The sequence below is a fragment of the Streptomyces sp. B3I8 genome, assembly GCF_030816915.1.
Classification (GTDB): Bacteria; Actinomycetota; Actinomycetes; order Streptomycetales; family Streptomycetaceae; genus Streptomyces.
The window spans coordinates 6,960,821-6,967,840 of the sequence record NZ_JAUSYN010000002.1 but is presented as its reverse complement, the minus strand read 5'-3'; the positions used below and the strand labels follow the sequence as shown (position 1 = coordinate 6,967,840).

Genomic DNA, 7,020 nt, shown 5'->3' with positions numbered 1-7,020 from the left:
GTTACGAACGGCCCCCGCGGGCCTGCTGGACGATGCTCTCCATGGCGCCGCGCTGGGTGCCGAGGATGGTGCCCAGATTGTCGATCGTGCCGTCGCCGATGGCGGTCACGCCCTCCGCGACCGCGTCGAGAGTCCCGAGGACGGACTCCCGGGTCTGGATGTACTTGGCCCGGAGCTGGTGCCCGTAGTCGTCGTTGCCCGTCCAGTTCGTGTCGGCGAGCGCGTAGTGCGCGGAGGTGGCCAGGGCTTTCGTGGCCCTGCCGAGTTCATGGATGGCCCGGCTTCCGGCCATGATGCGGTCGGAGTCGGCGGTGAAGGCGGGTCCGGTCATCGCTGGGGTCCTTCCGTGTCGCTGTCGCTGTCGCCGTCCTCGTGGATCTCGTCCCGCAGCCGGGAGCCAGGGGTCGGCCGGGGAGGGGCGGCGCGTCCCCGGCCGTCGTCGTGGCGGTCGAGGAAGCGCTCCCAGTCGACGTCGAGGCCGGACAGTTCGGGGATCTGCTCGGTGGTACCGGCGAGCGGCTGGAACACCTGTACGGCCTCCCGGGCCGCACGGTCGCGACCCTGTCGTACGGCCTCCACGACGGCCGCGCCGAGTTCGAGGCCGGTCATGTCGCGGTACTTGCCGTCGAGGAAGCGCAGACCGGTGAGTTCACCCTGGGAGCCGACGGTGGCCTCGACGGCGCCGTCCTCGGACCGCGCGACCGCCGAGAAGTCGTGCAGACGCCCCTCGGCGTCCCGCACGGCGGCCTCGACCGCCTCCACCTCGGCCCTGGCCTCGGCGACGCGCCGCCACAGCGCGTCGTCCGGGCCTAACCTCCCTGCCCGTTCCGGTTCCTGACCGCTCATCACCGAGTCTCTCCGCTCCGTCGTCCCCACGCCGACGGAGTGATCGTCGACGGCTTCGGTGACGATCACGCGAACACGACCTTCCCGGTCGGCAAACCGGAAGCACTCTTCATCCCACGTTCACCTGCCGGTACGGCCCTCCCGGCAGGCCGCGGAACACCTGCGGACCGTCACCGGACCGTCTCCCACGCCTCCTTCACCTCCCCCATCTGCGACTTCACATTTTCCGCACCCATCCGTCACTTTGCCTTCATCCGGCGTGTAGGCTCCATCCGCTTCATCCGCATCACCGAGGGGGGAAACCTCATGCGCAAGCGTCATGCCCTGATCGTGGCCGCCACCGCCGGCAGCCTCGCCGCCGTCATAGCCACCCCGGCCCAGGCCGCCGAGTACTCGTCGGCGCTGAAGATCCGCGGTGTCCAGTACGACGCGCCGGGCCGGGACTCCAACAGCTGCACGTCGGGCAACACCGAGCAGGAGTACCTGACGGTCAAGAACTACTCGAGGACCGCGACGATCAACCTGAAGAACTACGTCGTGAAGGACGCGACCGGGAACCGGTTCACGTTCACCGCGAACCACTACCTCCAGCCCGGCGACTACGTGCGACTGCGCGGCGGCCACGGCAACGACTCCGACGCCGGCAACGTCGACTACCGCGACAACTGCAACTTCCTCTGGAACAACGACAAGGACACGATCTACCTGTACAAGCCGTCGGGCAGCCGCTCCGACGTGCACGCGTACACCAAGTCCCACGACGACCGCGACAACAACGGGTACATCTCCTTCCACAGCTGAACCGCACCGGCGACGCGGGTCCGTCCGTGAGGGCAAGATCCCCCGTTCGCCCTGTTTGGACGGGAAAGGGCGGGGCAGTCGGCTCCGGTGCGAGTCCCTCCCTTTTCCGCGCCCGGGGCCTCCCCGGCCGGGTCCTCCGCTCCCGGGCGACACGACGCACGGGCGGCCGCCGTACCGGCCCGAGCCGGGGACGGACGGCGGCTGCTGATCCTGAGCGCGAGCATGGGCGCCGGGCACGACACGGTGGCCGCCGAACTCGCCCGCCGGGCCCGCGACCTGGGCCACGAGGCCGAGATCCTCGACGTCCTCGAACTGCTGCCCTACCGCCTGGGCACCGGACTGCGCGGTTTCTACCAGTCCTCGGTGCGGCACTACCCGTGGGCGTACGCCGGTCTGTACCGGCTGTTCCTGCGCCGCGGGGCAGGCAGCCGGCCCAGCGGGGTGCCGTTGGCCCGGCTGGCCGGGGACCGGCTGGCCGAGCGGGTGGAACGGTTCCGCCCGGACGTGGTGGTGCCGGTCTTCCACCTCGCCGCACAGCTGACCGGCCATCTGCGCGCACGGGGCGCGCTGCGGGTGCCGAGCGCGGTGTACGTCGTCGACTTCGCCGTGCACCGGCAGTGGCTGCACCCGGGCAACGACCTCTACCTGTGTCTCACCGGCCAGGCCACCGCGGAGGTCCGCGAGGACATCCGCCGGCCCGCCCTGACCACCGGCCCGTGCGTGTCCCCCGACTTCACCGCCGACTCCCCCTCCGGCCCACCCGGCGAGTCCTCGTCCGGCTCCCCCGGCGCGGACGCCTGGCGGTCGCTCCTCGCGCGGTACGGTCCCGGCCGGACGCCCGTCGTGCTGTCCTGCGGCGCCTGGGGTGCCGCGACCGGGCTCGCCGCGACGGCCGGGCTGCTCACCGATCGCGGATATCTGCCGGTGGCGGTCTGCGGCCGCAACGACCGGCTCCGCCGGGCCCTGTCCCAGGTCCCCGGGGTCCTCGCACCCGGCTGGGTGCGCGACATGCCCGGCCTGCTGCACGCGGCGCGCGCCCTGGTGGACAACGCGGCCGGGCAGACCGCCGTGCAGTCGCTCGCCGCCGGACTCCCGGTGGTCGGCTACCGGCCGATCCCCGGCCACGGCGAGGAGGGCGTACGGCGGATGGCCGCCCTGGGGCTGACGGAGTCGGCGGGCGACGAACAGGAGTTGTGCGACGCGCTGGACCGTCTCACCGTCGACGGCGAGGCGCGGCGGAGCCGCATCGCACGCGGCCTGACGCTGTTCCGGGACGGCGACCCCCTGTCCCGGCTGCTGGCGCTCACGGAGCGGGCGGAGGCGGGGTGACCGCCGTGCCGGACGGCACGCGGCCGGGATGCGGCCGGGCGCGCGTGCTCAGTCCACCGTGGGCGTGAGTTCCGCGAGCAGCAGTGTGCGGTCGTCCGCGCTGCCGACCTCCGCCGCCTCCCTCAGCAGCCCCTCGCACAGTTCGCGCAACCCGTCCGGCCCCGTGACGTCGGCCGCACCGGCGAGGCCGTCCCCCGTCGCCGTCGTGGACGCGTCCGTGTCCAGGGCCCTGACCAGCCGGGCGATGCCCTGGTCGATGTCGGTGTGGCGCGACTCCACCAGGCCGTCGCTGTACAGCACGAGGAGCGTCGGCCCGGACACCTCCAGCACCGTGGGTTCGTAGGTCCCCGAGCCCAGCCCCAGCGGCAGCCCGGGGCTGGTGAGGGTGAGCGGCCCCGCGGTCCGGTCGGGGCCGCGGATCAGCGGCGGGGGGTGCCCGGCCGCGACGACCGTACAGGTGTGCCGTCGCGCGTCCCACTCCGCGTACATGCAGGTCGCGAAGGACGCCCCCGGTGTGTCGCACGCGAGCGCGTCGAGCCGTTGCATCAGCTCGGCCGGCGCGATGTCGAAACCGGCCAGCGTCCGGACGGCCGTGCGGAGCTGGATCATGGCGACCGCCGACTCCGGTCCGTGCCCCATCGCGTCCCCGACGATGAGGCTGACCCGGTGACCGGGCCGCGGCAGCACGTCGAACCAGTCACCGCCGATGACCGTGTCCTGTCCCGCCGGGAGGTAGCCGTGGGCGATGCGGCAGCCCTCGAACTCCGGTGCGGTCGCGGGCAGCAGGCTGGTGCGGATGGCGAGGGCGGTGCGCCGCTCGTGCTCGTACCGGCGGGCGTTGTCCAGCGCGACGCACGCCCGCCCGGCCAGCGTCTCCACATGCGCGGCGTCCTCGGCGACGAAGGGCGGCCGGCCCGGACCGCGCACGCAGACGATGACCCCGACGGCCGCGTCGCGCAGCCGCAGCGGGACGACGAGGAGGGAGACCGACCGCAGCGCCTCTCGCAGACCTCCCGGGTCGCCGCCCCGGGAGGCGGTGATCCGGTCGGAGGTGTGGTCGTCCATCGCGTCGAGCAGCTGGGGCCGCCCGGTGGCGAGCGCGCGGGCGTACGGGGTCTCGCGGGGGAAGACCACCACCTCGCCGAGCGGCAGCCGGCTCTCCCACTCGGAGGCGCTCCGGAAGCCCGCTCCCAGCGCCAGCCGACGTGCCTCGATCTGCGGCGGGTCGGCGGTGAGGTAGGCGTTCTCCTGCTGCAGCCACCGTTCCAGCAGGTACACCGAGGACGCGTCGCAGAACTCCGGCATCAGGGAGTGCACGACATGGCCGCCGGTGAGCCGGAGGTCGAGTGCCGACCCGATCAGACCGGCCATGTCCGGACCGGTGGCGGGCGGGCCGTCCGTGGGCGGGATGTCCGTGGACGGGCCGGCCGGCCGGTGCTGCGTGGTGGGCGGAGCGGCGGGGGCCGGCTCGGGCTGGGCCCATGCTTCGTTGCGCAGGATCGTGCCTTTCCGGGTGGGGGCCGGGGGCCGGTCGCGCGGCATGAACGGCACCTCCCCGCGCGACGTCGGCAACTATATGATGTTGCGTCAAGGATGCTCGCCGCCAGAGGAGTTGATGTGCCCATCGGCGAAGGTCTCCCTCAGGGAGTAGACACCGAAAAGGCGAGCGTCGCGCGTATGTACGACGCGATGCTCGGCGGCCAGCACAACTTCGCCATCGACCGCGAGGCCGTCGCGGCCTTCACGGCCATCGATCCCCAGGTGCGCACCCTGGCCCGGGCGAACCGTTCCTTCTTGGGCCGTGCCGTGCGTTTCCTGGTCGAGTCGGGGGTGCGGCAGTTCATCGACCTGGGCTCCGGCATCCCCACCCAGGGCAATGTCCACGAGGTGGCGCAGGCGGCCTCCCCGGGCGCCCGGGTCGTGTACGTCGACAACGACCCGGTGGCGGTCGCGCACAGCAGCTCACTGCTCGCCGACAACCCGGACGCGGCCATCGTGAACGCCGACATCCGCCGCCCCGCCGACATACTCGACTCCGCCCCGCTGCGCGAACTGATCGACCTCGACCGGCCCGTGGCCGTGCTGATGATCACGATTCTGCACTTCGTCACCGAGGAGGAGGATCCGGCGGGCATAGTCGCCGCGTTCCGCGACGCGTTACCCGCGGGCAGTTGGCTGGCGATGACCCACGCGACCAACCAGGACCGTCCCGACACGGCCGCCGCCGTGGGGAAGTTGTACCGCTCCCGGGCCAGCTCGCCCGTCACCGCCCGCTCGCGGGCGGAGATCCTCGGCCTCCTCGACGGCTTCGAACTCGTCGAGCCGGGTCTGGTCCACGTACCGCTGTGGCGCCCCGGGCCGGACGACGACGTTCCGGACAACCCGTCGGAATACTGGGTGCTGGCGGGGGTCGGCCGCAGGACCGGGTGAGTGACACCGTTCCCCGACGCACGCCATCGGCCCGGTCCGGAACAAGGGCCGGCCCCGCCGCGAAGGGGGGGTGCGGCGGGGCCGGGAGGCTCGGTCCGCCAGGGGGGGTAGGCATGTTGCCGAGCCTTTCGTAACTGCTGGTGCCCCCTCGGCGCGCATATATGCGCGCCGATCTCAGATCTTTTTCTCGGCCGGTCCGTCCGGCTCGTCCGGCAGCCGGAAGCAGGCGATCACCGTCTTGCCGTCCGGGCAGGGCAGGGTCTGCAGGGTGTCGGCCAGCGCGTCGACCAGGAACATGCCGCGCCCGCCGAGGCGTTCGGCGCTCGGCGGCTGGGCCACGGGGAGTTCCCGTGAGGAGTCGTGCACCGCGACGTGCAGGCACCGGGTGTCCCAGGTGAGCACCAGTTGCGCGCTGCTGCGGGCGTGCACATGGGCGTTGGTGACCAGCTCCGAGACGGTCAGCAGCACCGCGTCGGCCGTGGCCGGCGCTTCGGTGGTCCAGCCGAGCGTGTTCAGGTGCCGTCGGGTCCAGTCGCGGGCGGTCTTCGCCCCGGTACTCATCGGCAGGGAGCGCGCCCAGCCCACCGCTCGCAGTGATTCGTTCACCGTTGTCCTCCCCGGGTGCCGTCCACGGTTCCGGGTACCCGCGCCGGACGCCCGCATGACTGCGGGTGCCCTGCCGGGACGACCGCGGCTTCGTCTCCGGGGTCCGTTCCGGGGGTTTCGAGGCCCGTCGGAGCGCGTACGGCGTATCGGGACCCCCCGGCCCCGGGCGGGCCGCCGCCGGCCGGGACAAGCTGGAAACGCAGGACGACGACGCAGGACATGCCGGGCCGGCCTCGTGGCGGCGGACCGGCGGAAGGAAGCGAGGCACCATGTCCGACCAGCACCGGCCGCCGTCCGGCCGCGACCAGACCCCCTCCGGTCCCGGAGAACCGCCCGACGCTCCCCCCACCCCGGAGCACGCGGGCGCCGGCGATCTCGGGCGCCGACTGGCGCACCGGCGCCGGGAGCTCGGACTGACCCGGGAGGACGCGGCGGCCCGGGCGGGCATGGCACCGGACTACCTCCGCTATCTGGAGGAGAGTCCCGGGGCCTCCCCCGGTACGAACGTGCTGCTGCGCCTGGCGGACGTGCTGCGGACCACGGTCACGGAGTTCACCGGCGCCTCTGCCGGACGGCCGCCCGGACGCGGGGAGGCGGCCGCGCACCCCGCGTTCAGGGAGCTGAGCGTCCGGGAGTGCCGGGCGCTGCTCGCCTCGCACGGGGTGGGGCGGCTGGCGGTGAGCACGGTGTCGGGGCCGGTGGTGGTACCGGTCAACTACAGCGTCGTGGACGGCGCGCTCGTGTTCCGCACCGCGCCCGGGACGACGCCTGCGCTGGCGGTGGGCAACCGGGTCGCGTTCGAGGTCGACCGGGTGGACGAGGCGCTGAGCGAGGGGTGGAGCGTGCTGGTACGAGGGCACGCGCGGGCGGTGACCGACCCGGGGTCGGTACGCAGGCTCGGCGAGCGGGCGCGGAGCGGCCCGTGGGCGGGCGGGGAGCGGGAGATGTGGGTGCGGGTGGATCCGGTGGAGATCACGGGGCGCCGCATCACGGTGTGAGCGCGTCGGG

Annotated in this window: 8 protein-coding genes; 4 read left to right on the top strand and 4 right to left on the bottom strand. The window is 73.2% G+C overall.

The features are described 5' to 3' along the window. Position 1: 1 nt before the first annotated feature. Both QFZ64_RS32835 and QFZ64_RS32830 read right to left on the bottom strand, forming a co-directional pair. A complete protein-coding gene (locus tag QFZ64_RS32835) occupies positions 2-331 on the bottom strand; it encodes a hypothetical protein (protein ID WP_307071109.1) in 330 nt (109 codons plus the stop codon). Continuing rightward, entirely contained in the window at positions 328-915 is a 588-nt protein-coding gene (locus tag QFZ64_RS32830) for a YbaB/EbfC family nucleoid-associated protein (protein WP_307071108.1), read from the bottom strand. Before QFZ64_RS32830 ends, QFZ64_RS32835 begins: the two co-directional genes overlap by 4 nt. Before the next feature lie 237 nt (positions 916-1,152). Between QFZ64_RS32830 and QFZ64_RS32825 the strand changes: the two genes are divergently transcribed. Both QFZ64_RS32825 and QFZ64_RS32820 read left to right on the top strand, forming a co-directional pair. Next, on the top strand, positions 1,153-1,647 hold the full coding sequence (locus tag QFZ64_RS32825; protein ID WP_307071107.1) for a lamin tail domain-containing protein: 495 nt from the start codon (positions 1,153-1,155) through the stop codon (positions 1,645-1,647). A 222-nt stretch (positions 1,648-1,869) separates the two neighbouring features. Further along, entirely contained in the window at positions 1,870-2,976 is a 1,107-nt protein-coding gene (locus QFZ64_RS32820; protein WP_307071106.1) for a galactosyldiacylglycerol synthase, read from the top strand. Positions 2,977-3,024: 48 nt separating this feature from the next. Here the strand turns inward: QFZ64_RS32820 and QFZ64_RS32815 are convergent, their stop codons facing one another. Next, positions 3,025-4,347: a PP2C family protein-serine/threonine phosphatase gene (locus QFZ64_RS32815; protein WP_307071950.1), complete on the bottom strand. Its 1,323-nt coding sequence runs from the start codon at positions 4,345-4,347 to the stop codon at positions 3,025-3,027. Between the two features lie 222 nt (positions 4,348-4,569). Between QFZ64_RS32815 and QFZ64_RS32810 the strand changes: the two genes are divergently transcribed. Then, the gene (locus QFZ64_RS32810) at positions 4,570-5,406 is read left to right on the top strand and encodes an SAM-dependent methyltransferase (RefSeq protein WP_373430706.1); all 837 of its coding nucleotides are present in this window, start codon (positions 4,570-4,572) and stop codon (positions 5,404-5,406) included. 174 nt (positions 5,407-5,580) lie between these two features. On the opposite strand, the gene QFZ64_RS32805 is transcribed toward QFZ64_RS32810, so the two are convergent. Continuing rightward, positions 5,581-6,012 carry an ATP-binding protein gene (locus tag QFZ64_RS32805; RefSeq protein ID WP_307071104.1) on the bottom strand — a complete coding sequence of 144 codons (432 nt, stop codon included), beginning with the start codon at positions 6,010-6,012 and terminating at the stop codon, positions 5,581-5,583. 269 nt (positions 6,013-6,281) lie between these two features. Here QFZ64_RS32805 and QFZ64_RS32800 point away from each other — a divergent pair, with 269 nt between their 5' ends. Then, a complete protein-coding gene (locus QFZ64_RS32800) occupies positions 6,282-7,010 on the top strand; it encodes a pyridoxamine 5'-phosphate oxidase family protein (RefSeq protein ID WP_307071103.1) in 729 nt (242 codons plus the stop codon). Positions 7,011-7,020 lie beyond the last annotated feature (10 nt).